The 23,975-nt window shown below is 57.0% G+C and carries 21 protein-coding genes; 6 read left to right on the top strand and 15 right to left on the bottom strand.

The features are described from left to right. Positions 1–14 precede the first annotated feature (14 nt). A complete protein-coding gene (ppiA, locus tag EDF73_RS24700; protein WP_004868429.1) occupies positions 15–584 on the bottom strand; it encodes a peptidylprolyl isomerase A in 570 nt (189 codons plus the stop codon). 276 nt (positions 585–860) lie between these two features. On the opposite strand from ppiA, the gene tsgA reads away from it, so the two are divergent. Beyond that, entirely contained in the window at positions 861–2,045 is a 1,185-nt protein-coding gene (gene tsgA, locus EDF73_RS24695; RefSeq protein ID WP_132731636.1) for an MFS transporter TsgA, read from the top strand. Here tsgA and EDF73_RS24690 read toward each other — a convergent pair. Then, the gene (locus tag EDF73_RS24690) at positions 2,042–3,364 is read right to left on the bottom strand and encodes a cytosine deaminase (protein WP_132731635.1); all 1,323 of its coding nucleotides are present in this window, start codon (positions 3,362–3,364) and stop codon (positions 2,042–2,044) included. The genes tsgA and EDF73_RS24690 overlap by 4 nt on opposite strands. Before the next feature lie 240 nt (positions 3,365–3,604). Between EDF73_RS24690 and nirB the strand changes: the two genes are divergently transcribed. The 3 genes from nirB to cysG all read left to right on the top strand — a co-directional run bounded on the left by nirB (position 3,605) and on the right by cysG (position 8,000). After that, entirely contained in the window at positions 3,605–6,148 is a 2,544-nt protein-coding gene (gene nirB, locus EDF73_RS24680; protein WP_132731633.1) for a nitrite reductase large subunit NirB, read from the top strand. Continuing rightward, a complete protein-coding gene (gene nirD / locus EDF73_RS24675; RefSeq protein ID WP_132731632.1) occupies positions 6,145–6,471 on the top strand; it encodes a nitrite reductase small subunit NirD in 327 nt (108 codons plus the stop codon). The genes nirB and nirD overlap by 4 nt, the downstream gene beginning before the upstream one ends. Positions 6,472–6,626: 155 nt before the next feature. After that, positions 6,627–8,000, top strand: a complete 1,374-nt coding sequence (gene cysG / locus EDF73_RS24670) for a siroheme synthase CysG (RefSeq protein WP_132731631.1) — start codon at positions 6,627–6,629, stop codon at positions 7,998–8,000. Between the two features lie 88 nt (positions 8,001–8,088). On the opposite strand, the gene trpS is transcribed toward cysG, so the two are convergent. The 12 genes from trpS to EDF73_RS24600 all read right to left on the bottom strand — a co-directional run bounded on the left by trpS (position 8,089) and on the right by EDF73_RS24600 (position 18,202). Further along, on the bottom strand, positions 8,089–9,093 hold the full coding sequence (gene trpS / locus EDF73_RS24665) for a tryptophan--tRNA ligase (protein WP_132731630.1): 1,005 nt from the start codon (positions 9,091–9,093) through the stop codon (positions 8,089–8,091). Further along, the gene (gene gph / locus EDF73_RS24660; RefSeq protein WP_132731629.1) at positions 9,086–9,847 is read right to left on the bottom strand and encodes a phosphoglycolate phosphatase; all 762 of its coding nucleotides are present in this window, start codon (positions 9,845–9,847) and stop codon (positions 9,086–9,088) included. The genes trpS and gph overlap by 8 nt, the downstream gene beginning before the upstream one ends. Continuing rightward, positions 9,840–10,517, bottom strand: a complete 678-nt coding sequence (gene rpe, locus EDF73_RS24655; protein ID WP_132731628.1) for a ribulose-phosphate 3-epimerase — start codon at positions 10,515–10,517, stop codon at positions 9,840–9,842. Before rpe ends, gph begins: the two co-directional genes overlap by 8 nt. A gap of 15 nt (positions 10,518–10,532) precedes the next feature. After that, entirely contained in the window at positions 10,533–11,357 is an 825-nt protein-coding gene (gene dam / locus EDF73_RS24650) for an adenine-specific DNA-methyltransferase (RefSeq protein ID WP_132731627.1), read from the bottom strand. A gap of 76 nt (positions 11,358–11,433) precedes the next feature. Continuing rightward, positions 11,434–12,741 (bottom strand): cell division protein DamX, encoded by a 1,308-nt coding sequence (gene damX / locus EDF73_RS24645; protein ID WP_132731626.1) that lies wholly within the window; start codon positions 12,739–12,741, stop codon positions 11,434–11,436. An 84-nt stretch (positions 12,742–12,825) separates the two neighbouring features. Then, on the bottom strand, positions 12,826–13,920 hold the full coding sequence (gene aroB / locus EDF73_RS24640) for a 3-dehydroquinate synthase (RefSeq protein ID WP_132731625.1): 1,095 nt from the start codon (positions 13,918–13,920) through the stop codon (positions 12,826–12,828). A gap of 56 nt (positions 13,921–13,976) precedes the next feature. Next, a complete protein-coding gene (gene aroK, locus EDF73_RS24635; RefSeq protein WP_004868452.1) occupies positions 13,977–14,498 on the bottom strand; it encodes a shikimate kinase AroK in 522 nt (173 codons plus the stop codon). Between the two features lie 393 nt (positions 14,499–14,891). Next, positions 14,892–16,130, bottom strand: coding sequence for a DNA uptake porin HofQ (hofQ, locus tag EDF73_RS24620; protein ID WP_132731624.1), 1,239 nt, complete (start codon positions 16,128–16,130; stop codon positions 14,892–14,894). After that, complete coding sequence (locus EDF73_RS24615) at positions 16,069–16,452, bottom strand: HofP DNA utilization family protein (protein ID WP_132731623.1); 384 nt, start codon at positions 16,450–16,452, stop codon at positions 16,069–16,071. Before EDF73_RS24615 ends, hofQ begins: the two co-directional genes overlap by 62 nt. Continuing rightward, positions 16,442–16,891, bottom strand: coding sequence for a hypothetical protein (locus EDF73_RS24610; protein WP_132731622.1), 450 nt, complete (start codon positions 16,889–16,891; stop codon positions 16,442–16,444). Before EDF73_RS24610 ends, EDF73_RS24615 begins: the two co-directional genes overlap by 11 nt. Further along, positions 16,875–17,414 carry a PilN domain-containing protein gene (locus EDF73_RS24605; RefSeq protein WP_132731621.1) on the bottom strand — a complete coding sequence of 180 codons (540 nt, stop codon included), beginning with the start codon at positions 17,412–17,414 and terminating at the stop codon, positions 16,875–16,877. The genes EDF73_RS24610 and EDF73_RS24605 overlap by 17 nt, the downstream gene beginning before the upstream one ends. Next, entirely contained in the window at positions 17,411–18,202 is a 792-nt protein-coding gene (locus tag EDF73_RS24600; RefSeq protein WP_132731620.1) for a pilus assembly protein, read from the bottom strand. Before EDF73_RS24600 ends, EDF73_RS24605 begins: the two co-directional genes overlap by 4 nt. A gap of 118 nt (positions 18,203–18,320) precedes the next feature. Between EDF73_RS24600 and mrcA the strand changes: the two genes are divergently transcribed. Next, on the top strand, positions 18,321–20,879 hold the full coding sequence (gene mrcA / locus EDF73_RS24595; protein WP_132731619.1) for a peptidoglycan glycosyltransferase/peptidoglycan DD-transpeptidase MrcA: 2,559 nt from the start codon (positions 18,321–18,323) through the stop codon (positions 20,877–20,879). Between the two features lie 59 nt (positions 20,880–20,938). On the opposite strand, the gene nudE is transcribed toward mrcA, so the two are convergent. Beyond that, positions 20,939–21,514 carry an ADP compounds hydrolase NudE gene (gene nudE, locus EDF73_RS24590; RefSeq protein ID WP_207896685.1) on the bottom strand — a complete coding sequence of 192 codons (576 nt, stop codon included), beginning with the start codon at positions 21,512–21,514 and terminating at the stop codon, positions 20,939–20,941. Positions 21,515–21,844: 330 nt separating this feature from the next. Here nudE and EDF73_RS24585 point away from each other — a divergent pair, with 330 nt between their 5' ends. Beyond that, positions 21,845–23,974, top strand: a complete 2,130-nt coding sequence (locus tag EDF73_RS24585) for an intracellular growth attenuator family protein (protein ID WP_132731617.1) — start codon at positions 21,845–21,847, stop codon at positions 23,972–23,974. Position 23,975: the final 1 nt, after the last annotated feature.

Here is a 23,975-nt window from a genome sequence, read left to right as displayed (position 1 = left end):
GCGCAGAGAGGAGATTACGGCAGAACTTTCGCTGACAGGATCACGACGGGTTTGGACGGTACATTCTGGTACGGCCCCACGTTGTGCGTCTGCACCTGAGAAATTTTATCCGCCACGTCCATCCCCTTCACCACTTTGCCGAAGACCGCGTAGCCAAAATCACGCTGTCCGTGGTCAAGGAAGGCGTTGTCCGCAATGTTGATAAAGAACTGGCTGGTGGCGCTGTCCTGATCGGCGGTCCGCGCCATGGCGATCGTGCCGCGGGTATTACGCAGGCCGTTATCAGCTTCGTTTTTAATCGGCGGGTTCGGCTGCTTTTGCTGCATCTGTTCATTAAAGCCGCCGCCCTGCACCATGAAGCCTGGGATCACGCGATGGAAGGTGGTGTTGTTATAGAAGCCGCTGTTAACGTACTTGAGGAAGTTATCCACGGAAATCGGTGCTTTCTGGCTATTTAACTCCAGCTCAATATTGCCCGCAGACGTCGTCAGCAGCACGTGCGGATCGCCCTTCGCTGCCATAGCCGGAGAGAAAGCTGAAATAGCGAAAACGGCTACCACCGCCGCCAGAGTTGATTTGAGCATGGGAATTCCTTAACGGAGCAGAATAAAAAGCAAGTGCCTTGATTCTAAAGAGCCTTTGCATCCTGGGCCAGCCTTTTACCTAATTTTACGTAGCTGAAATAGTTGTTACCAGACGCTCATTCATCTATTCGCAAGATAAAAGCGATCTGCATCACATTAATCTATGCAAATAATGACACATTGCATAATAAACGTTTGCTTACATCACTCGAATGAATAAAATCTGTCCGCCCTGGCGCAGTCAATGCGCTTTACATTTTTATTCACAGGCCAGTCATGACTAACAGCAACCGTATCAAGCTCACATGGATTAGCTTTTTCTCCTACGCCCTCACCGGCGCGTTGGTGATCGTCACCGGGATGGTGATGGGGAACATCGCCGATTATTTCCATCTGCCCGTCTCCAGTATGAGCAACACCTTTACATTCCTCAACGCCGGTATCCTGATCTCTATCTTCCTGAACGCCTGGCTGATGGAGATCGTGCCGCTGAAAACTCAGCTGCGTTTTGGCTTTATCCTGATGGTGCTGGCCGTTGCCGGGCTGATGTTCAGCCACAGTCTGGCCCTGTTCTCCGCGTCCATGTTCGTGCTGGGGCTGGTCAGCGGGATCACCATGTCGATCGGGACTTTCCTGATCACCCATATGTATGAAGGCCGTCAGCGCGGCGCGCGTCTGCTGTTCACCGACTCCTTCTTCAGCATGGCGGGAATGATCTTCCCGATGGTCGCCGCCTTCCTGCTGGCGCGCAGCATTGAGTGGTACTGGGTATATGCCTGCATTGGCCTGGTTTATGTGGCCATTTTTATTCTGACTTTTGGCTGTGATTTTCCGGTACTGGGTAAAAAAGCGCAGCACGACAGCCAGCCGGTGGTGAAAGAAAAATGGGGCATCGGCGTGCTGTTCCTGTCCATCGCCGCGCTGTGCTACATCCTCGGCCAGCTGGGCTTTATCTCCTGGGTACCGGAGTATGCCAAGACGCTGGGTATGAGCCTTGCCGATGGCGGTAAGCTGGTCAGCGATTTCTGGATGTCGTACATGATTGGCATGTGGTCATTCAGCTTCATCCTGCGCTTCTTCGATCTGCAACGTATTCTGACGGTGCTCGCTGGCCTGGCAACGGTGCTGATGTACCTGTTTATCAACGGTTCGCCGGAGCATATGCCGTGGTTTATCCTGACCCTCGGCTTCTTCTCCAGCGCTATCTACACCTCGCTCATCACCCTCGGTTCGCTGCAAACCAAAGTCGCCTCGCCGAAACTGGTGAACTTTGTCCTGACCTGCGGCACCATCGGCACGATGCTGACCTTCGTGGTGACCGGCCCGATCGTTGCCGCCAGTGGCCCGCTGGCAGCACTGCACACCGCCAACGGTCTCTACGCCGTCGTCTTTATCATGTGCATTATTCTCGGCTTTGTCTCTCGCCACCGCCAGCACAACGCGGCAGCGGCCTCTCACTAAACCTGTGGCCCCTTTGCATCAGCAAAGGGGCTATTGCGCGTAAAGAACAGCTCCTCTCCCCCGCGGTCAGTCTGGATCCACGTCTGTGCCAGCTGCGTAGTGGCAATCACTCTTCCCTGACGAATCGACCAACGCACCGGCACCTGGCAACGTACCGCTTCAAAACCATTTTCCGCCGGCAGAATAATCAGGTTCGCCGGATGACCCGTGACAATGCCGTAATCGCTCAGGCCAAAGGTACGGGCGCTGTTATCGGTAATCAGCTTCAGGCCATCGTTAATCTGCTGATAGCCCATCAGCTGGCAGACGTGCAGCCCCATATGCAGCACCTGCAGCATATTACCGGTGCCGAGCGGATACCACGGGTCAAACACGTCATCGTGGCCGAAGCAGACGTTAATCCCCGCCGCCATCAGCTCTTTCACCCGGGTAATCCCGCGCCGCTTCGGATAATCGTCAAACCGCCCCTGAAGATGAATGTTCACCAGCGGGTTGGCGACAAAGTTGATTCCCGCAAGCTTCAGCAGACGAAACAGCCGTGAAGTGTAAGCGCCGTTATAGGAGTGCATCGCCGTGGTGTGGCTGGCCGTGACCCGTGGGCCAATCCCCTCTTTTAACGCCAGCGCCGCCACCGTTTCGACAAAGCGCGACTGCTCATCGTCGATTTCATCGCAGTGAATGTCCAGCGGTCGCTGGTATTGCTGCGCCAGACGGAAGGCAATATGCAAAGATTCAACGCCATACTCGCGGGTGAATTCAAAGTGAGGAATCGCTCCCACCACGTCGGCCCCAAGCCGTAGCGCCTCTTCAAGCAGCGCCTCCCCATCGGGGTAGGATAAAATCCCCTCCTGGGGGAAGGCGACGATCTGCAGGTCTACCCACGGCGCGACCTCCTGCTTGACTTCCAGCATCGCCTTTAATGCCGTCAGCGTCGGGTCAGAGACGTCAACATGGGTGCGGACATACTGAATTCCGTTGGCAATTTGCCACTTCAGGGTTTTCCACGCCCGGGCTTTCACATCCTCGTGACTCAGCAGCGCTTTACGTTCCGCCCAGCGTTCAATGCCCTCAAACAGCGTTCCGGACTGGTTCCAGCGGGGTTCACCGGCGGTTTGCGTCGTATCCAGGTGAATATGCGGCTCAATAAACGGCGGGATAGCCAACCCGCCGCGGGCGTTAAGCACTTCATAACTTTCGCTGTGCGCTGCGCCCATCGGAGTGATATCGCCAAAACAGCCTTTATCTATTGCTATCTGCCATAACCCGTCGCGATCCGGCAGGCGTACGTTCTGAATCAACCAAAGCGGAACTGCTGTCATCGTGATGACTCCCGTTAAAAGTACCGATTTTTCACTCCGGACATACGACTTTCCTCTCGTTCATTTTGTACACAAAAGCAACAAAAAGGAAAAGCGTGAGTTTTCCATAACTTATAAAAATCCAGAAAAATCATAGCCATACCCATTAAGTGGTAGGCCGGAGTGAAATTGATTTGTATCAATAAGCCTCCTGGCTGAATCGTTAAGGTAGGCGGTAATAGAAAAGAAATCGAGGCAAAAATGAGCAAAGTCAGAATCGCTATTATCGGTAACGGCATGGTTGGCCATCGCTTTATCGAAGAGCTTCTTGATAAGGCGCCTGCCGGACAGTTCGACATTACCGTGTTCTGTGAAGAACCCCGTATCGCTTACGACCGCGTCCACCTGTCGTCTTACTTCTCCCATCACACCGCCGAAGAACTCTCGCTGGTCCGTGAAGGTTTTTACGAGAAACATGGCGTTAAAGTCCTGATCGGTGAACGCGCTATTACCATTAACCGCCAGGAGAAAGTCATTCACTCCAGCGCGGGACGTACCGTATTTTACGACAAGCTGATCATGGCAACGGGGTCTTATCCGTGGATCCCGCCGATCAAAGGCGCAGACACTCAGGATTGTTTCGTCTACCGCACCATTGAAGATCTGAACGCTATCGAAGCCTGCGCCCGTCGCAGCAAACGCGGCGCCGTGGTCGGCGGCGGTCTGTTAGGTCTCGAAGCCGCCGGCGCGCTGAAAAACCTCGGCGTCGAAACCCACGTGATCGAATTTGCCCCAATGCTGATGGCTGAGCAGCTCGACAACATGGGTGGCGAGCAGCTGAAGCGTAAAATCGAAAGCATGGGCGTAAAGGTTCATACCAGCAAAAATACCAAAGAGATTGTCCAGCAGGGCAGCGAAGCGCGCAAAACCATGCAATTCGCCGACGGTAGCGAGCTGCAGGTCGATTTTATCGTCTTCTCCACCGGTATCCGCCCACGTGATAAGCTGGCCACCCAATGCGGTCTGGCGGTCGCTCAGCGCGGCGGTATCGTGGTGAATGATACCTGTCAAACTTCTGACCCGGACATCTATGCCATCGGCGAGTGCGCCAGCTGGAATAACCGCGTCTATGGTCTGGTGGCACCGGGCTATAAAATGGCGCAGGTCACCGTCGATCATCTCCTCGGCAACGACAACCGCTTTACCGGGGCGGACCTCAGCGCCAAGCTGAAGCTGCTCGGCGTCGACGTTGGCGGTATTGGCGATGCCCATGGCCGTACGCCAGGCGCGCGTAGCTACGTCTATCTTGATGAAAGCAAAGAAGTCTATAAACGTCTGATCGTCAGTGAAGACAACAAAACCCTGCTCGGCGCGGTACTGGTCGGGGATACCAGCGACTACGGCAATCTGCTGCAGCTGGTGCTGAACACCATCGAACTGCCGGAAAACCCGGACTCGCTGATCCTGCCGGCCCACGCAGGCAGCGGCAAACCGGCGATTGGCGTCGATAAACTGCCGGACAGTGCGCAGATCTGTTCCTGCTTCGACGTCACCAAAGGTATGCTGATTTCCGCGATCAACAAGGGCTGCCATACCGTCGCCGCGCTGAAAGCAGAAACCAAAGCCGGAACCGGCTGCGGCGGCTGTATCCCGCTGGTGACCCAGGTACTCAACGCCGAACTGGCGAAACAGGGGATCGAAGTCAACCATAACCTGTGTGAGCACTTCGCCTATTCTCGTCAGGAGCTGTTCCACCTTATTCGCGTGGAAGGCATTAAAAGCTTCGAAGAGCTGCTGGAAAAACACGGTAAAGGCTACGGCTGCGAAGTGTGTAAGCCGACCGTCGGCTCCCTGCTGGCCTCCTGCTGGAATGAGTACATCCTTAAGCCGCAGCATACGCCGCTGCAGGATACTAACGATAACTTCCTCGCCAATATCCAGAAAGATGGCACCTATTCGGTCATTCCGCGTTCCGCTGGCGGCGAAATTACGCCGGAAGGCCTGCTGGCCGTAGGCCGCATCGCCCGCGAATATAACCTCTACACCAAGATCACCGGTTCACAGCGTATCGGCCTGTTCGGCGCGCAAAAAGACGATCTGCCGGAAATCTGGCGTCAGCTGATTGAAGCGGGTTTTGAAACCGGCCACGCCTATGCGAAAGCGCTGCGTATGGCCAAAACCTGCGTCGGTAGCACCTGGTGCCGTTACGGCGTGGGTGACAGCGTGGGCTTCGGCGTCGAGCTGGAAAATCGCTACAAAGGGATCCGAACCCCGCACAAAATGAAGTTTGGCGTCTCCGGCTGCACCCGTGAATGTGCGGAAGCGCAGGGGAAAGATGTCGGCATTATCGCTACCGAGAAAGGCTGGAACCTGTACGTCTGCGGTAACGGCGGGATGAAACCTCGCCACGCCGATCTGCTGGCCGCCGACCTCGATCGTGAAACGCTGCTCAGATATCTCGATCGCTTCATGATGTTCTACATCCGCACCGCCGATAAGCTGACGCGTACCGCGCCGTGGTTAGACAACATGGAAGGCGGTATCGATTACCTGCGTAGCGTCATTATCGACGACAAGCTGGGCCTCAACGCGCATCTGGAAGAAGAGCTGGCGCGCCTGCGTGATGCTTTCGCCTGCGAATGGAGCGAAACGGTCAACAACCCGGCGGCGCAAACCCGCTTCAAACACTTTATCAACAGCAACCTGCGCGACCCAAATGTGCAGATTGTCGCGGAACGCGAGCAGCATCGCCCGGCCACGCCGTACGAACGTATCCCGGTCACTCTGGTGGAGGAAAACGCATGAGCCAGTGGATAAACATCTGCAAGATTGACGATATCCTGCCGGCAACCGGCGTCTGCGCGCTGCTTGGTCAGCAACAGGTCGCCCTGTTCCGGCCTTACCATGACGATCGGGTCTTTGCGATCGACAATATTGACCCCTTCTTCAACGCCAGCGTACTGTCACGCGGCATCATTGCCGAACACGACGGTGACCTGTGGGTCGCCAGCCCGCTGAAAAAGCAGCGCTTTCGCCTGCGTGACGGCCGGTGCATGGAAGATGAAAGCCACTCCGTTGCCCATTTCGAGGCTCGCGTGAAAGACGGCACCGTTCAGCTGAAGGCATGATGCCCTGAGGTTCCCGCCGCGCCACGGCGGGAACCATATTCTCTTCTTATGCCAACTAAGCGGTAGGCAGCCGAAAATTCATATATTGTGCCAACCCTCTGCTGTTATGCTACGACCGCTTACCCTCTCCCACTGCTTTACTGCGAGGACGTTCCGTGGATCACTTACCTATTTTCTGCCAATTGCGCAACCGCGACTGCTTACTGGTCGGCGGCGGTGACGTTGCCGAACGCAAAGCGCGTCTGCTGCTGGATGCCGGGGCCAGATTAACGGTCAATGCGCTGGACTTCTCGCCGCAGTTCCAGGTGTGGGCGGATTCGCAGATGCTGACGCTGGCAAAAGGCCGGTTTAACCCCGCGCTCCTCGACGCCTGCTGGCTGGCTATCGCCGCCACCGATGATGAAGAGGTAAACCAGCAGGTCAGCGACGCCGCAGAGGCGCGACGGATATTCTGCAACGTGGTGGATGCGCCGCAGCAGGCCAGCTTTATTATGCCGTCCATTATCGATCGCTCGCCGCTGATGGTGGCCGTATCATCCGGCGGCACCTCGCCGGTGCTGGCACGACTGCTGCGGGAGAAGCTGGAATCCATTCTGCCGCTCCATTTAGGCCAGCTCGCGCACTATGCCGGCCAGCTGCGTTCGCGGGTGAAACAACAGTTTGCGACGGTTGGCGAACGTCGACGTTTCTGGGAGAAGTTGTTCGTCAACGACCGCCTGGCGCAGTCGCTGGCCAACGAAGACCGCCAGGCCGTTGCCGATACCACCGAACAGCTGCTGACAGAACCGCTGGATCATCGCGGCGAAGTGGTGCTGGTTGGCGCCGGCCCCGGCGACGCCGGGCTGTTGACCCTCAAAGGGCTGCAGCAGATTCAGCAGGCGGACGTCGTGGTGTATGACCGCCTGGTTTCCGACGATATTATGAATCTGGTGCGTCGCGACGCCGATCGGGTTTTCGTCGGTAAACGCGCCGGCTACCACTGCGTGCCGCAGGAAGAGATCAACCAGATTCTGCTGCGTGAAGCTCAGAACGGACGTCGCGTGGTGCGCCTGAAAGGCGGCGACCCCTTTATCTTCGGGCGCGGCGGCGAAGAGCTGGAAACCCTGTGCAACGCCGGCATCCCCTTCTCGGTGGTGCCGGGGATTACCGCCGCTTCCGGCTGTTCGGCCTATTCCGGTATTCCGCTCACCCATCGCGATTTCGCCCAGGGCGTGCGCCTGGTCACCGGACACCTGAAAACCGGCGGCGAGCTGGATTGGGCCAACCTGGCGGTAGAAAAGCAGACCCTGGTGTTTTATATGGGGCTCAATCAGGCGCCGGCGATCAGAGAGCAGCTCATCGCTCACGGCATGGCGGCAGATATGCCGGCAGCCATTGTGGAAAACGGCACGGCGGTCAGTCAAAAAGTGGTGGTCGGTACGCTCGATCGGCTGGATATTCTGGCGCAACAGATGGCCAGCCCGGCGCTGATTATCGTCGGCCGGGTGGTCAGCCTACGCGATAAGCTCAACTGGTTCTCACATCACTGACGGCGTTGTCCGCATACAGGCCGGCAAACGCCAGATAGCAAAAGGGCGGGATTCACCCCGCCCTTGTTGTTACCGGTACGCCTTTCGCTTACGGTTTCGCGACAAAGCCGATCGCTTCGTATACCGCTTTCAGCGTTTGAGAGGCACGGGCGCTGGCTTTTTCGGCGCCGTCTCTCATCACCTGGTTAAGGAACGCTTCGTCGTTACGGAAGCGGTTATAACGCTCCTGCAGCTCCAGCAGCATACCGGAGACCGCATCGGCAACTTCGCCTTTCAGGTGGCCATACATTTTACCTGCAAAATGCTGCTCCAGCTCCGCAATGCTCTGGCCGGTAACGCCGGAAAGAATATCCAGCAGGTTGGAGACGCCGGCCTTATTCTGCTGGTCGTAGCGCACAACCGGCGGCTCGTCGGAGTCGGTCACGGCACGCTTAATCTTTTTCACCACCGATTTCGGATCTTCCAGCAGGCCAATCACGTTATTGCGGTTGTCGTCCGACTTGGACATCTTTTTCGTCGGCTCAAGCAGGGACATCACGCGGGCGCCGGATTTAGGAATAAACGGCTCAGGAACTTTAAATACGTCGCCGTAGATGGCATTGAAGCGCTGCGCGATATCGCGGCTCAGCTCCAGGTGCTGTTTCTGATCTTCGCCAACCGGAACCTGGTGAGTCTGATACAGCAGAATGTCCGCCGCCATCAGCACCGGGTAGTCGAACAGGCCGGCATTGATGTTTTCGGCATAGCGCGCGGACTTGTCTTTAAACTGCGTCATGCGGCTCAGTTCGCCGAAATAGGTATAGCAGTTCAACGCCCACCCTAGCTGCGCGTGCTCCGGCACGTGTGACTGCACAAAAATCGTGCTTTTTTGCGGGTCGATACCGCAGGCCAGATACAGCGCGAGCGTATCCAGCGTCGCTTTACGCAGCTGCTGCGGGTCCTGGCGGACGGTAATCGCATGCTGGTCAACGATGCAGTAAATACAGTGATAGTCATCCTGCATGTTTACCCATTGACGCAGCGCACCCATATAGTTGCCAATGGTCAATTCACCTGAGGGCTGTGCGCCACTAAAAACGATGGGCTTAGTCATTTTTCAATTCCTGATTTTCACTGTACGGTAGCCCGAGAGCGGGCAAAAGTTCATTAAATTGGTCGAAGATATAGTCCGGTTCGCTGAGCGCAATCGACTCACCGTAGTTATAACCGTAGGTCAGGCCGATTGAGCAGCAGCCCGCCGCTTTGGCCGCCTGAATATCATTGCGTGAATCGCCGACGAACAGCAGCTCATCGGGCGCCAGCCCCAGTTTCTGCGCCACCAGCAGCAGCGGCTCCGGATGCGGCTTTTTGTTCTGCACATCATCGCCGCCGATCACGACGCTAAAATATTTAGCGATATCCAACGCTTCCAGCATCGGCGCGACGAACGGCGTCGGTTTGTTGGTCACCAGCGCCAGCGGCAGACCTTTCGCATGCAGGGCGCCGAGCGTATCGGCCACCGCCGGGAACAGGAAGCTTCCCTCCTCCGCGGCCTCGGCATAGAACCGGTCAAACAGTTTACGCAGCAGCGTGAGCTGCTCTGCCTGCGGGATATCATCATGATCGACAGAAGGTTTGCCCATCGCAGCGCGCTGCGTTGCGCGTTCCTGACGCGCCCAGTCCAGCGCGCGCGCCATCAGAACATCCGCACCGTTGCCGATCCAGGTGACAACACGCGCCTCACCCGCCACCGGCAGCTCCAGCGCATAGAGGGCGCTATCGACCGCGGCGGTCAAACCCGGCGCGCTGTCTACCAGGGTGCCGTCAAGGTCAAAGGCGACGCCGCGAACAGAGAGTAATTTATCCATGACTAACCTTTGCTAATTCACTGCGCATAAGATCGATAACCTGTTTATAGTCCGGCTGGCCGAAAATCGCCGAACCGGCGACAAACATATCCGCGCCCGCCGCCGCAATATCGGCAATGTTGCTGGCCTTCACGCCGCCGTCGACCTCCAGGCGAATATCGTAACCCGACGCATCGATGCGCTGACGGACTTCGCGGAGTTTATCCAGGGTCTGCGGAATGAAAGACTGGCCGCCAAAACCGGGGTTTACGGACATCAGCAGAATGACATCCAGCTTATCCATCACGTAATCAAGGTAGCTCAGCGGCGTGGCGGGATTAAACACCAGACCTGCTTTACAGCCCTGCTCTTTGATTAGCTGCAGGCTGCGGTCGACATGTTCGGAAGCTTCCGGATGGAAGGTAATGATGCTGGCGCCCGCCGCGGCGAAATCAGGGATGATGCGATCGACCGGCTTCACCATCAGATGCACATCGATAGGGGCGGTGATGCCATAGTCGCGTAGCGCTTTGAGCACCATAGGGCCGATGGTCAGATTCGGCACGTAGTGGTTGTCCATGACGTCAAAGTGCACGACATCGGCACCCGCTGCCAACGCTTTGGCGGTATCTTCACCCAGACGGGCAAAATCAGCCGACAGAATCGAAGGGGCAATCAAATACTGCTTCATCCGCATCTCCTTGAATTATTTAGTCTTGGGCGGACGGTAAAGAGCCAGAAGCTCGTCCACCTTCTTTCGGGTACCACCGTTGCTGCTGATACTGCGTCGCACTTTGACGACGTGCAGTTTCGCCTGACGATACCATTCGCGCGTGAGCGCCGTATCGTGGTTGGAAATCAGAACCGGAACCCGCTGTTCGAGCAGGCCTTCCGCCAGCTGCGCCAGATGGGCCTGCTGCTCGGAGTTAAAGCTGTTCGTATGATAAGCCGTAAAATTGGCAGTGGACGACAGCGGCGCATACGGCGGGTCGCAATAGACCACCGACGAACCATCTGCTCGCGCCATGCTGTCGGCATACGACTCGCAGTAGAAGTACGCATTCTGCGCCTTCTGGGCAAAATGATACAGCTCGGCTTCGGGGAAGTAGGGCTTCTTATAACGGCCGAACGGTACGTTAAACTCACCGCGCAGATTGTAGCGACACAGGCCATTGTAGCCATGACGATTCAGGTACAGGAATAGCACCGCACGACGCAGCGGATCCTGGCTTTGGTTGAATTCAGCACGGAACTGGTAGTATTGCTCTGCCGCGTTGTTCTCGGGCGTAAACATTTCACGCGCCGCGCTAACATACTCATCCGTCCGCGATTTGACGATGTTGTAAAGACCGATCAGATCGCTGTTAATGTCCGCCAGAATATAACGAGAAAAGTCGGTATTGAGAAATACCGACCCTGCGCCCACAAAGGGCTCAATCAGACAATCGCCCTGCGGCAAGTGTTTTTTTATATCGTCAAGCAGGGGGTATTTCCCCCCTGCCCATTTCAGAAAAGCGCGATTCTTTTTCATGCTGCCTAACTAATTACACATTCTCCGGCTGTGGAGAAAGCTCCGACAGCACCCTGCGCTTAAGACTACACCGCGCTTATTTCAGGTCAGCCTGGACCTGATGCAGCGGTTTTGCCCACGGGTTTTTCGCCTGCACGTCAGCTGGCAGAGTGGCGACAGCACGTTTCGCTTCATCTTTCGAAGCGTAAATGCCGCTGACCAGTACATACCATGGCTGACCGTTACGGGTGGTCTCGTAGACAACATACTTATCCAGCTTCTCTTTCTTCGCCCAGCTATTCAGATTGTTATAGTTGGAGGAGCTGCTGAGCTGCAGGGTATAGTTGCCAGACGGCGCAGACTTCATCGAGCTCACATCGCCGGTGGTTTTACCGCCAGCGACAGCCGCTGGCGCCGCAGTCGCTGCGCTCGCCGTAGCCGCAGGCGTCGCCGAAGCAGCAGGTGCAGTCGCAGCAGCAGGTGCAGCAGGTGCAGCAGGTGCAGCAGGTTTAGTCTGTGCGGTTGCCACAGGCTTGCTCGGCTGAGCGACAGGCGCTTTCGCAGGGGCGGCGACGGTGCTTTCAACACCTTTCGGCTGTACCGGCTTCGCTTCAACAGGCGCTTTCGCTACCGGCTTCGGCTCAATGACCGTGTGCTTACGCTCTACCGGACGCGGAGCGGCGGCAGTCTGGCGCTCAGCGGTGGCCTGACGCGGAGCGGTACCGTTGCGGACAGGGGCAACGGTCGCAGGCTCGGTCGGCAACGTGGAGTTCGCCACCGCGCTGTCAATCTGGCCCTGCTGTTGCGTCAGCGCATTATTCAGATCGCCCTGCACCTCAACGCGCTGCTGTCCTTCCGGCTCAGCCACGGTCTGACCCTGAGTCGGGTTAGAGGCAATCGGCGGCAGCGAAACGTCCTGCTGCGGATTGTTAGCCGCGGTCTGGTCCTGAGCGGCAGGTTGACCATTACCATCAGACCCATCGCCTGAGAGGTTAATGCTCTTCTCGCCTGATGCGGTTTGTTCACTGGAGGAGGATGGCGACTTAAGTGCGGAACCGATGCCCACGATCAGCAACAGCAGCACGAGAATCCCCACCCCCATCATAATATACTGGCGCGAGGCTGGCTTCGCGGGCGCTTTCTTACGCTTACGCGGACGGCGCTCGACCTGTGGCTCTTCGGACTCGTCATCCTCTGCAGACTCTACGTCCTCTTCATACTCTTCTTCATCGCGCTCACGGCGTGCCTTGCTGGCGCGCGTCGGACGGCTGTCGTCCGCCTCAAGATCGACATCATCAAAATTGATCTGCGGATCGCTATCACGCTCGGAAGACTGACGGGAACGACCAGTTCGACGATCGTTGCGATCGGCTTTCAGATCGTCTTCTGGTTTGAATTCATCCATTTAACACCCCACTAAAAGGCTTATGCTCACGACTATTGCATGTCACCTGAAATGATAACGCCGCGCGAACGCGGCTAGACCTTCTTATTGTTGCGCTAGCTGAGTATCAGCGATCGCGCCAAGAACTACATCATGCGACACTCCGCCGCGGACTTCGCTTTTCCCTATTGCGAGCGGTAGCACCAGTCGCATTTCGCCCGCCAGTACCTTTTTATCACGCATCATGTGGGGCAGATACGCTTGTGCCGTCATTTCCTGCGGCCCACGTACCGGCAAGCCCGCACGCTGCAGCAGCGTGATGATACGCTGCGTATCCTGAGCGCTGAACTGCCCTAATCGTTCGGAGGTGTGTGCGGCCATCACCATCCCGGCAGCGACGGCTTCACCATGTAACCAGTTACCGTAGCCCATTTCAGCTTCAATCGCATGACCAAAAGTATGCCCAAGATTGAGTAAAGCACGTAACCCGGTTTCACGCTCGTCGGCGGCAACAACTTCGGCTTTCAGCTCACAACAACGACGAATACAGTACGCCATCGCCTTCTCATCCAGCGCCATCAGCGCATCGATGTTGCTTTCCAGCCAGTTGAAGAATTCACCGTCGAGGATAATGCCGTATTTAATGACTTCGGCCAGCCCGGAAGAGAGTTCACGTGGCGGCAACGTCCTGAGACAGTTAAGATCGACGACCACGGACACGGGCTGCCAGAAGGCACCAATCATGTTTTTACCGAGGGGATGATTGACGGCCGTTTTGCCGCCAACCGAGGAATCTACCTGCGACAACAGGGTAGTTGGAACCTGGATAAACCGTACGCCACGCTGATAGCTGGCTGCAGCAAAACCGGTTAAATCACCGACGACGCCGCCGCCGAGCGCCACCAGGGTGGTGTCACGGCCGTGCGGTTTTTGCAGCAGAGCGGTAAAAACGGTATCCATCACCGTCAGGCTTTTATACTGCTCGCCGTCGGGTAGAATGACACTGTCTACGTTGACTCCCGCCTGCTCCAGCACGGAACGGACGTTATCCAGATAAAGCGGCGCCAGCGTCTCATTGGTGACCAGCATAACCTGGTCGCCTGATTTCAGTGGCTGGAAGGAAGCTGGATCGTTAAACAAACCAGCCGCGATGGTAATCGGGTAACTACGTTCCCCGAGGGTTACAGTAAGCCTCTCCATAACGCGACGTCCACCTCAGTTGCTTTATTACTCTGACGCTCTTTATTAAGCCAGAATCAATTGCTTTCCAGCATATGAATAATCTGGTTTGCCACCACTTTCGCGCTCTGATCGTCGGTACGGATAGTGACGTCAGCAATCTCTTCATACAATGGGTTGCGTTCGTCAGCCAACGCTTCAAGGACTTCGCGAGGCGGCGCTTCAACTTGTAATAGAGGACGCTTTTTATCACGCTGCGTACGGGCAAGCTGCTTTTCGATCGTTGTTTCCAGGTAGACCACCACGCCGCGGGCGGAGAGACGGTTACGCGTTTCACGGGATTTTACAGAGCCGCCGCCAGTCGCCAGCACAATTCCCTGTTTTTCCGTCAACTCATTGATGATCTTTTCTTCACGGTCGCGGAAGCCGTCTTCACCTTCGACATCGAAAACCCAGCCCACATCTGCGCCAGTGCGTTTCTCAATCTCTTGATCAGAATCGTAAAATTCCATATTGAGCTGTTGGGCTAACTGGCGCCCAATAGTGCTTTTGCCGGCACCCATAGGCCCAACCAGAAAGATATTGCGTTTCTCTGCCATTTTTTCGGTACTACTAAGACTATTCGTTAATGGTAAACCCGCTTTGCGAACACCCAGCGCAGCAGGACATGAACTGAAACCTCATATGCAATAGAGCGAGAGTCAGACTAAAAATTATCTCAATACTCAGGCAGGTTTGGCAACTGAATATACTCGTCATTATGCAAACTACCTCGCCGTCGGCTGCACTTATCCGCCTCCGGATGCATAGTTATCTATGTTTCCGGGGGGAGACCAGCTTACCGCCTCGACGCATCCTGAATGATCTTGTGGATAAATCACCGGACAAAAAGGGAGGATTGATGCCGAACCCGACTCTCAAATCGGTACCCCTTGTATGCTAAATCCGTCCCCACGTCAAACACCTGAAACGTGTTTAGCAAGAAAAAGGGCTTAATTCACTGCCAGAATTCGTGGGGTAATGAAGACAACCAGTTCACGCCGTTCATTATCTTTACCGTCCCGACGAAACAGCTGGCCGAGGAGCGGGATATCGCCAAGCAGCGGAATACTGTCGCGGGCAGATTTCTTTTTTTGCGAAAATATGCCGCCCAGAGCCAGCGTTTCACCGCTTTTTACTTCCACCTGCGTCTCAATTTCCTGTTTATCGATGGCTAGCACCTCGCCATTTTCCTGTTTCAGGACCTGGCCGGGCGTATTTTCGCTAATCCTCAGCTTCAGGCGCACGCGATTCTGCTGCAGCACCGTAGGCGTTACCTCCATTCCCAGTACCGCCTCTTTAAACTCAACCGCCGTGGCGCCGCTTTCGCCGCTGGAGACCTGGTAGGGAATTTCGCTACCCTGCTTGATGCTGGCGGGCTGCATATGGGAAGCCAGCAGTCGCGGGCTGGCGATGATTTCCACCTGCTGCTTTTGCTCCAGCGCCGAAAGCTCAAGCTCCAGCAATCGCCCGCTCAGGCGGCCGATATTAAACCCCACGCGAGTGCTGGCATCGGTCACCGCCTGCTGGCTGCTTAAGGTCGTCAGCTTACCGGAAGCCGGCGCGCTGCTGGCCTCGGCCATGCTCCATTTCACCCCCAGTTCACGCAGGCTGGTTTCACTCATGGAGACGATATGTGCCGCCAGCTCGACCTGCCCGACCGGCAGATCCATCTCCTGGGCCCACGCTGTCAGCGCCGACAGATGAGCGGCATCGTCGAGAATGAACAGGCGATTGGTGCGTTTATCCACCGTCAGGCTTCCCCGCGGGCTGAGTAACTTATCCCCGGCCTTTGCCAGCTCGCTCGCATCGGCATACTGCAGCATCACGCTCTGCCGCTGCAAAGGCAGATTCTGCAATTGCTTCGCGCGCGCCGCCTCTTGTTGCGCCTGCCGCGTATTTTGCCAGGCCAGCGTATGCACATGCAGCACCGTGCCCTGCTGGCTAAACATCAGCCCGGCGCTATCAATCACCGACCGTAGCGCCTGCTGCCAGGGAACATTTTTCAGCTGTAGCGAGACCGTGCCGCTGACATCCGGCGCCACCACCAGATTCATTTGCTGAATCTCCGCCAGGCTCTGCAACACCTGGGCGACCGGAACTTCATCGACCATCAACGATACCGGTTGATCATTTTTTGCCGCCGTGACCAGCCCAGGCAGCAGAAACAGCAGGCTTATCCATCGCACCATTTTTATCGCCCTCCGCACGCAGCCACGCCCAATGCAGCGGCTCGCATTCCGGCCCTGTCGTTATTTCGATTTTCTCCGTCGTCAGCTGACGGATCCGCCAGCCGGCCGGCAAAGACTCACCGCCCCTCACCCGGCGCCATTTCCCGCCGGGGTCTCGTAGAAGACCGACCCAGCGCTGCGGATTTCCCACCGCCCCGCCGTAATGCCATTGCGCCAGCTGCGCCGTCTGACAGCGATCCTCCGGCGGCAGGAAAGGATCGCGATCGTCAGCCAGCAGGGAAAGCGGCAGCAGCCATAGCAAATACCAGCCCTTACTCCGCATCTTCGGCCTCCAGCTGTAGCGTCAGCTGCAGGGTGCCCTTTTCAGGGCGCAGCGAAAACGCCGTTGCGCGCATCCCGCAGTCAGCCAGCCAGGAAAACAGCGCCGGTACCGCCTGCCAGCGCACTGCCAGTAACATCTCTCCGCTTCTTCCCGCGGGACGCCAGGCCATTAGCGTCGCGCCAGCAACCGGCAGCGTAATGGGGGAAAATATTGGCGTCTTCGGCTCATCAGCGATATCGCTTTGTAAAGCAGCCTGCAGCGGTATCAGCCTGAGCCACTGCTGGCGCAGGCCAGGATGCCCATCGCCGGCAAGCGGCGGAGACGGCGCTGACAGCCAGAAATCGCCAGCGATCAGCAATACCAGAATGAGCGGCAGCGCGACTCGCCCACCGCGTACCGAGGCAGCGGCCGCCAGCCAGCGTTCAATGTATGCCTTCATCGGCGCCATCTCCGGCCAGGGAAAAACTAAACTGCCAGCGCCCCTGCGCATCGCGACGCGTTTCACCGGCTGTGGCGGGCCGAAAACCCATGACCTGACTCAGCCCCTTCTCCAGGCTCGCTAAGGCCTGCAGATTCAACGCCAGTCCCTGTAACGTCAGGGCATTGTGCTGGTACTCCAGCCGGGTTAACCAGGCGTGGTCCGGAAGGCGCGTCGCGATAATCCGTAATCTTGGCTGCCAGGCAGCGGTCAGCGCTCTCTTCTGCTGTCGCAGACGTCGCTGTTCGAGCTGCTGCCGTTGTTCCCGCATCACGCTTTCACGCTGCCGGAGCGCGGAATAAAGCTGGCTTTCGCCCGCAGATCTCGCCGCAGCGAGCACCTCATCAGCATGACGCGTCGCCCGGTTTGCCAGCGCGATGGTCGACAGCGCCAGCAGGAACCCGACGGCATACAGCAGCCCGATACGGCGCTGCTGGCGTCGGCGCGTTGCACGCCATGGGAGAAAATTGATTGCTCTGGTCATGATGAATGACGCCCTAACGCCAGGCCAAGCGCAATGGCAAAGCGCTCGCCGCTGCGGGGAAGCGGTGGCTGCAGACGGTGAATCACGCTCCAGGGATCAAAACAGGGTTCAGCGGCCGAACGATCGCTACAAAGCCAAAGGGGCCCGACGTTTATCAATGATGAAAGTTGAGACGCGGAGGGGGCTTCAGCACATGCCGCGCTGCCCCATCCCTCCAGGGTTGCCCACAGCCAATGCGGGCCATTGCGCCAGGCCAGACCTGGCGAGTCGGAGGGTAGCCAGGGTAAAAACGCGGCGAGCGCGCTGGCATCAGGAACAATGGCCACGACCTTCAGCGTTAAGCGCTCTGCGAGCTGACGCAGCCGGTCAATATCCGGACGCTGCGCCGCGGTGACCCGCCACTCTTTGTCTGCCGGGGCGGCGGTATAATCGACGCACAGTGCGGAAGCGGGCATTTCCAGCTGCTGCGACATCACGCTGGCTATCCACGTCGCCTGTTCGCTCTCGCTCAGCGCGAGCTGAGGACGCGGCAGCCTTTTTTGTAACGTGCGTCCGGCCGGAAACGCAATGCTCACCCGATGCTGCAGCGGCAGCTCTCGCCGCCAGCTCTGCAACGCTTTAGCCAGCGCCGCGACATCGACCACCATCCCCTGACGTACGATCCCGGGCGCGAGGGGGATATGCCACCAGCGGCACAACGCCCAACGGGAACGCGCGTAGCGCAGCGCCACCAGAAACACCGCATCCTGCTGAATATGCATTCCTATTCGCCAGTTACTGAAAGCCATGCTTACGATCTCCTTGTCCGCCATTACGGCTCGACTCTATCAATGCACCAGGCTTGCCTTTATACTACCGCGCGTTTGTTTATAAACTGCCCAAATTAAACTAGATGGGAAATCTCCGGTGAAGTTCGTAAAGTATCTATTGATCCTTGCAGTCTGTTGCGTTCTGCTGGGTGCAGGCTCGATTTTTGGCCTTTATAAATATATTGAGCCGCAGCTCCCCGACGTCGCGACCTTGAAGGATGTGCGCCTGCAGATCCCGATGCAGGTCTATAGCGCGGATGGCGAGCTTATCGCGCAATATGGCGAGAAACGCCGTATTCCCGTCACCTTGCAGCAAATGCCGCCTGAACTGGTAAAAGCGTTTATTGCCACCGAAGACAGCCGTTTCTATGAACATCATGGCGTCGATCCGGTCGGTATCTTCCGTGCAGCCAGCATCGCCATGTTCTCTGGCCATGCTTCACAGGGCGCCAGTACGATCACGCAACAGTTAGCGCGTAACTTCTTCCTGAGTCCGGAGAAGACGCTGATGCGTAAGATCAAAGAAGCTTTCCTGGCGATCCGGATCGAGCAGTTGCTGAATAAAGACGAAATCCTTGAGCTGTACCTGAATAAAATCTATCTCGGCTACCGCGCCTATGGCGTCGGCGCAGCGGCGCAGGTCTATTTTGGTAAATCTGTCGACCAGCTTAGCCTGAGCGAAATGGCGGTGATTGCCGGTCTGCCCAAAGCCCCCTCGACGTTTAACCCGCTGTACTCGCTGGACCGGGCGACCGCTCGTCGCAACGTCGTGCTGGCGCGGATGTTGAGCGAAGGCTATATCACGCAAACCGAGTACGATCGCGCGCGTAGCGAAGCGATCGATGCGCGTTACCATGCGCCGGAAATCGCCTTCTCCGCACCTTATCTCAGCGAAATGGTCCGTCAGGAGATGGTCAGCCGCTACGGGGAACAGGCGTATGAAGATGGCTACCGCGTTTACACCACCATCACCCGCAAAAACCAGCAGTCTGCACAGCAGGCGGTACGCAATAACGTGCTGGATTACGATATGCGCCACGGCTATCGCGGCCCGGCGAACGCGTTGTGGAAGGTGGGCGAGACGCCATGGGATAACGCCAGAATCATCGCCTCGCTGAAAAACCAGCCCAGCTACGGCCCGCTCTCACCGGCCGTCGTGACCTCGGCGAATGCGCAGGAAGCGGTCGCATTGTTAAGTAACGGAACGTCGGTGGCGCTGAATATGGAGGGAGTCCGCTGGGCGCGACGCTTTATCTCCGATACTCAACAGGGCGCCACGCCGCGTAAAGTGACCGATGTCCTGCAGGCCGGACAGCAGATTTGGGTTCGCCAGGTGGGCAGCAGCTGGTGGCTATCGCAGGTACCGGATGTGAATTCGGCGCTGGTTTCCATCAACCCGCAAAACGGCGCTATTATCGCGCTGGTCGGGGGGTTCGATTTTAATCAGAGTAAATTCAACCGTGCGACGCAGGCCCTGCGCCAGGTAGGTTCCAACATTAAGCCCTTCCTCTACACGGCGGCGATGGATAAAGGTTTAACCCTGGCGAGTATGTTGAACGACGTTCCGATTTCGCGCTGGGATGCCGGTGCCGGTTCTGACTGGCGGCCGAAAAACTCACCGCCGCAGTATGCTGGCCCTATTCGTCTGCGTCAGGGGCTGGGGCAATCGAAAAACGTGGTGATGGTTCGCGCCATGCGCGCGATGGGCGTGGATTACGCCGCGGAATACCTGCAGCGCTTCGGCTTCCCGGCACAAAATATCGTCCATACCGAATCCCTCGCGCTGGGCTCCGCTTCCTTTACGCCGCTGCAGGTTGCCCGAGGCTACTCGGTGATGGCCAACGGCGGCTTCCTGATTACGCCGTTCTTTATCAGCAAGATTGAGAACGATCAGGGCGGAGTGCTGTTCGAAGAAAAACCGAAAGTTGCCTGTCCGCAGTGCAACTCGCCGGTGATTTACGGCGATACGCCGAAATCCAACGTGCTGGAGGATAAAGATGTCGAAGACGTCGCCACCTCTGAGACGCCACAAAATGCGGCCGTGCCGCCACAGCCGCAGCTTGAACAGGCCAACCAGGCGCTGGTCGCCCAAACCGGCACCCCGGAATACGCGCCGCATGTGATTAACACGCCGCTGGCCTTCCTGATTAAGAGCGCGCTGAACAGCAACATCTTCGGCGAGCCCGGCTGGATGGGTACCGGCTGGCGTGCCGGCCGCGATCTGCAACGCCACGATATTGGCGGTAAAACCGGCACCACCAACAGCTCGAAAGATGCGTGGTTCTCCGGCTATGGCCCGGGGGTCGTCACTTCGGTGTGGATTGGTTTTGACGATCATCGTCGCGATCTGGGACGGACCACCGCATCCGGCGCCATTAAGGATCAGATCTCCGGTTACGAAGGGGGGGCAAAAAGCGCCCAGCCGGCCTGGGATGATTTTATGAAACGCGTTCTGGAAGGTGTGCCGGAAGAGCCATTAACGCCGCCGCCTGGCGTGGTGACGGTCAATATTGACCGCAGTACCGGCCAGCTGGCAAACGGCGGTAACAGCCGCGCCGAATACTTCATTGATGGCACTCAGCCAACTCACCAGGCGGTACATGAAGTGGGGACGACCATCACCGATGGCGGTGGCGAAACCCACGAACTGTTCTGACAAAAAAAGCGCCTGCGGGCGCTTTTTCTTTTTCCGTCATTCCGGCCGCGGCAATTACCTTACCGGGGCGACAGCCGCCCCTGCGCCATGAGCCACTCGCGCAGCAGGAACAGCGCGCTGACATTCCGGGCCTCATTAAAATCTTCTTCATCCAGCAGCGTCATCAGCTGCGACAGCGGCCAGCGCACCTGCGGTAAAGGTTCCGGCTCATCACCCGGCAGCGATTCCGGATACAGATCTTCCGCCACCAGAATATTCATCTTACTGGAGAAGTACGATGGCGCCATGCTCAGTTTTTTCAGGAACGTTAGCTTATGCGCGCCGAAGCCGACTTCTTCTTTCAGCTCGCGGTTCGCGGCTTCCAGCACGGTTTCACCCGGGTCAATCAGCCCTTTAGAGAAACCTAACTCATAGGATTCCGTGCCAACGGCATATTCCCGAATCAGAATGATATGGTCGTCGACAATCGGCACAATCATCACGGCTTCACGCGTAGAAGGCCGCATGCGTTCATAAACGCGACGCACGCCGTTGCTGAACTCCAGGTCCACGCTTTCAACGTTAAAAAGACGCGAACGCGCTACCGTTTCAACATTGAGAATGGTGGGTTTTTGTAATGATTTGCTCATTGTTATCGATCTATGCTGTGATTCCAGAAGTCATTGTGCGATACGCAGCACGGTTTCGGCAATTCAATTCGCTACTAATTTACATAGTTGTAACTTTAGCCAATAAAGTGGAAGAATCATAAAGATAAAAAAGTCAATAGGTTGAAATGTATTTGAGAATTTACCGATTCCTGCATTTTAACGTTTTTGATAAGCTTGTATGCTGCTGTATCGCACAACAAATTTTCCCGTATTTACACGACATCTGCCGATAGCAAACCGCAGGTTCACGCTAAGTGTTAATAGCAACCAACGACACCTGTAAGATAAGAAAAGAATAACTATGATGGGATGGGCATGGGCACCTTTCTGATTTCTTTCACAGCTCTGCTAATCTGCGCATTGCTTATCGGGTGGTGGTATCGATCGCATGCCAGACGTCGCCGCCTCCCCTTATTGCATGCCTTTAGCGACGCCACGACGCGCAAGCTTTCCGTAGAGGAACGTCGCGCGGTAGAGAAGTACCTCGAAGGTCTCAACCGCGCTCAGCAGGTGCCGGCATCGGGGGCCAGCGTTGCGCCTGCCGAACTGACGCTGACGGCGCAGAGCGAGACCGTCTTTACGGTCACCCGCGCCATCACCCGTTACGGCATTACCACTGACGACCCGAACAAATGGCGCTACTTCCTCGACTCGGTGGAAGTCCATCTGCCACCGTTCTGGGAACAGCATATCAATGATGAAAACAGCGTCGAACTGATCCCGACCGATAGCCTGCCGTTAGTGATTGCGCTCAACGGCCACATGCTCAGCGACTACCCGCAGGAGGCGCGGAGCTACGCGCTTGAGCGAGCGTCGGCAACCCAGGCCTCAATCCGTGGGGAAGAGAGCGAACAGATCGAGCTGCTGAGTATTCGCCAGGAGACCCATGAAGAACACGCCCTCAGCCGACCGGACGGTCTACGGGAAGCGGTCTTTATCGTTACCGCGTTCCTGCTGTTCTACTTCAGCCTGATAAGCCCCTATGTGTTTACTCCGTGGCTGCTGGGCGGAGGGCTGGTGCTGCTGGCGGCAGGGCTGTGGGGCATCTATGCGCCACCAAGTAAAACCGCGCTCCGCGAGATCCACTGTCTGCGCGGCATGCCCAAACGCTGGGGCCTGTTTGGTGAAAACGACCAGGAGCACATCAATAACATCTCCTTAGGTATCATCGACCTTATCTACCCACGTCACTGGCAGCCGTGGATCGCTCAGGACCTCGGCCAGCAGACGGATGTCGATATCTATCTCAATCGCCACGTCGTCCGTCAGGGGCGTTTCTTGTCGTTGCATGATGAGGTTAAACACTTCCCCCTGCAGTACTGGCTACGGAGCGCCATCATCGCCACGGGCGCGCTGCTGGTGGTCGTGATGCTGTGGGCCAGCGTGCCGCTGAATATGCCGTTTAAATTCACCCTCTCATGGTTGAAGGGGGCGCAAACGATTGAAGCCACGACCGTTGCCCAGCTCGAAAAGTCGCAGGTTCGGATCGGCGATACGCTGCGCCTGAAGGGGACCGGGATGTGTAATATCCACTCTCCGGACACCTGGACTGCGAAAGAGAATTCGCCGTTTATGCCGTTTGATTGCTCGCAAATCATCTGGAATGATGCGCCTCCCCTGCCGCTGCCGGAGTCCGACGTCGTCAGTAAAGCCACCGCGCTTATGCAATCTGTTCAGCGTCAGCTGCATCCTGACCCGGACGATGATTCACATGTCAGCCCGGCGCTGCGCTCGGCGATTCAGAAGTCAGGGATGGTGCTGCTGGATGATTTTGGCGATATCGTCATTAAAACCAATAATCTGTGCGCGGCGGCGGACGATTGTACCCGCCTGAAAAACGCGCTGGTGAATCTCGGCAATACCCGCAACTGGGACTCCCTGACCAAACGCGCCAGCTCAGGCAAACTGGATGGCGTCAACGTGCTACTGCGCCCGGTGAGCGCGGAGTCGTTGGAAAACCTGGTGACCACGTCGACGGCCCCGTTCGTGATTCGCGAAACGTCGCGCGCGGCGCAGGCGCTGAACAGCCCTGCTCCCGGTGGTTTCCTGATTGCCAGCGATGAAGGCAGCGACCTGGTGAGTCAGCCGTGGCCGACCATCAGCCTGTATGATTATCCGGCTCATGAGCAGTGGGGCGAACTACAGCGGCTGGCCGGCATGCTGATGCACACCCCGTTCCACGCCGAAGGGATCGTCACCAATCTCTATACCGACGCCAACGGCACGCAGCACATTAATCTGCACCGCATTCCCGATCGTTCTGGCCTGTGGCGCTATCTGGGTACGACGCTGCTGCTGCTGACCATGCTGGGCTGCATGTCCTATCACGGTATCCTCGCGATTCGCCGCTACCAGCGCCATCGTCAGCGGATGGAAGATATTGAGAAGTATTATGAAAACTGTCTGAACCCGGTTCTCATCCCCTCGCTGGATAATCAAGAGTAAT

The organism is Klebsiella sp. BIGb0138, from assembly GCF_004342285.1.
Classification (GTDB): domain Bacteria; phylum Pseudomonadota; class Gammaproteobacteria; order Enterobacterales; family Enterobacteriaceae; genus Klebsiella.
Note: the sequence above shows the minus strand (reverse complement) of the source record. Positions and strands in the feature narration are given on the sequence as shown.

Bases quoted from the DNA above. Each gene is read 5' to 3' on its own strand.
- ppiA (WP_004868429.1), bottom strand. From the start codon at position 584: ATGCTCAAATCAACTCTGGCGGCGGTGGTAGCCGTTTTCGCTATTTCA.
- tsgA (WP_132731636.1), top strand. From the start codon at position 861: ATGACTAACAGCAACCGTATCAAGCTCACATGGATTAGCTTTTTCTCC.
- EDF73_RS24690 (WP_132731635.1), bottom strand. From the start codon at position 3,364: ATGACAGCAGTTCCGCTTTGGTTGATTCAGAACGTACGCCTGCCGGAT.
- nirB (WP_132731633.1), top strand. From the start codon at position 3,605: ATGAGCAAAGTCAGAATCGCTATTATCGGTAACGGCATGGTTGGCCAT.
- nirD (WP_132731632.1), top strand. From the start codon at position 6,145: ATGAGCCAGTGGATAAACATCTGCAAGATTGACGATATCCTGCCGGCA.
- trpS (WP_132731630.1), bottom strand. From the start codon at position 9,093: ATGACTAAGCCCATCGTTTTTAGTGGCGCACAGCCCTCAGGTGAATTG.
- gph (WP_132731629.1), bottom strand. From the start codon at position 9,847: ATGGATAAATTACTCTCTGTTCGCGGCGTCGCCTTTGACCTTGACGGC.
- rpe (WP_132731628.1), bottom strand. From the start codon at position 10,517: ATGAAGCAGTATTTGATTGCCCCTTCGATTCTGTCGGCTGATTTTGCC.
- dam (WP_132731627.1), bottom strand. From the start codon at position 11,357: ATGAAAAAGAATCGCGCTTTTCTGAAATGGGCAGGGGGGAAATACCCC.
- damX (WP_132731626.1), bottom strand. From the start codon at position 12,741: ATGGATGAATTCAAACCAGAAGACGATCTGAAAGCCGATCGCAACGAT.
- aroB (WP_132731625.1), bottom strand. From the start codon at position 13,920: ATGGAGAGGCTTACTGTAACCCTCGGGGAACGTAGTTACCCGATTACC.
- aroK (WP_004868452.1), bottom strand. From the start codon at position 14,498: ATGGCAGAGAAACGCAATATCTTTCTGGTTGGGCCTATGGGTGCCGGC.
- hofQ (WP_132731624.1), bottom strand. From the start codon at position 16,130: ATGGTGCGATGGATAAGCCTGCTGTTTCTGCTGCCTGGGCTGGTCACG.
- EDF73_RS24615 (WP_132731623.1), bottom strand. From the start codon at position 16,452: ATGCGGAGTAAGGGCTGGTATTTGCTATGGCTGCTGCCGCTTTCCCTG.
- EDF73_RS24610 (WP_132731622.1), bottom strand. From the start codon at position 16,891: ATGAAGGCATACATTGAACGCTGGCTGGCGGCCGCTGCCTCGGTACGC.
- EDF73_RS24605 (WP_132731621.1), bottom strand. From the start codon at position 17,414: ATGACCAGAGCAATCAATTTTCTCCCATGGCGTGCAACGCGCCGACGC.
- EDF73_RS24600 (WP_132731620.1), bottom strand. From the start codon at position 18,202: ATGGCTTTCAGTAACTGGCGAATAGGAATGCATATTCAGCAGGATGCG.
- EDF73_RS24585 (WP_132731617.1), top strand. From the start codon at position 21,845: ATGGGCACCTTTCTGATTTCTTTCACAGCTCTGCTAATCTGCGCATTG.